Source organism: Streptomyces humi, assembly GCF_001005085.2.
GTDB classification, from domain to species: Bacteria; Actinomycetota; Actinomycetes; order Streptomycetales; family Streptomycetaceae; genus Streptomyces; species Streptomyces humi.
The window spans coordinates 1-763 of the sequence record NZ_LBMU02000201.1 but is presented as its reverse complement, the minus strand read 5'-3'; the positions used below and the strand labels follow the sequence as shown (position 1 = coordinate 763).

The following is a 763-nucleotide window of genomic DNA, read 5'->3' as shown; positions in this document are numbered from 1 at the left end:
CGGCCGAGTGCTTCGGCGCGGACGCGGGCGCAGCTGCGGCTGATGAGGCGGGAGACGTGCATCTGGGAGATGCCGAGCTGGTCGGCGATGCGGCTCTGCGTCATGTCCTCGAAGAAGCGCATGTAGAGGATGGCGCGTTCGCGTTCGGGCAGCCGGCGCAGGCCTTCCTTGGCGGCTTCCCGGTCGAGGACCACGTCGTAGGAGCCGTCGCTCTCGCCGAGGGTGTCGGCGAGGCTGTAGCCGTCCTCGCCGGCGGAGAGTTCGGCGTCCAGGGACAGGGTGCTGAAGCTCTCCAGCGCCTCCAGTCCCGCGGTGACCTCGTCCTCGGTCAGGCCGGTGTGGGCGGCCAGGTCGGCGACGCTGGGTTCGGGGGCGCCGGGGTTCTCGGTGAGGACGCGGCGGGCCACCCGGACGCGGTTGCGCAGTTCCTGGACGCGGCGGGGCACCCGCAGGGCCCACATGCGGTCCCGGAAGTGGCGCTTGACCTCGCCGGTGATGGTGGGCACGGCGTAGCTCTCGAAGGCGCCGCGGGAGGGGTCGTAGCGGTCGACGGCCTTGACCAGGCCGAGGGCGGCGACCTGGCGCAGGTCCTCGACGGTTTCGCCGCGGTCGCGGAAGCGGCCGGCGATGCGGTGGGCCATGGGCAGCCAGGCGGCGACCAGTTCGTCGCGCAGGGCGTCCCGCTCGGGCCCGTCCTCCAGGTCGGCGAGACGGGCGAACAGAGCCGCGGTGTCCGGGGCGTCGTCGTGGGTGCGACGGGACG

Annotated in this window: 1 protein-coding gene; it reads right to left on the bottom strand. The window is 73.4% G+C overall.

Annotated elements, in window-relative coordinates:
- Positions 1-763 (bottom strand): SigB/SigF/SigG family RNA polymerase sigma factor (locus AAW13_RS43905; RefSeq protein ID WP_046734324.1); only part of this gene is annotated, 763 nt, incomplete at both ends.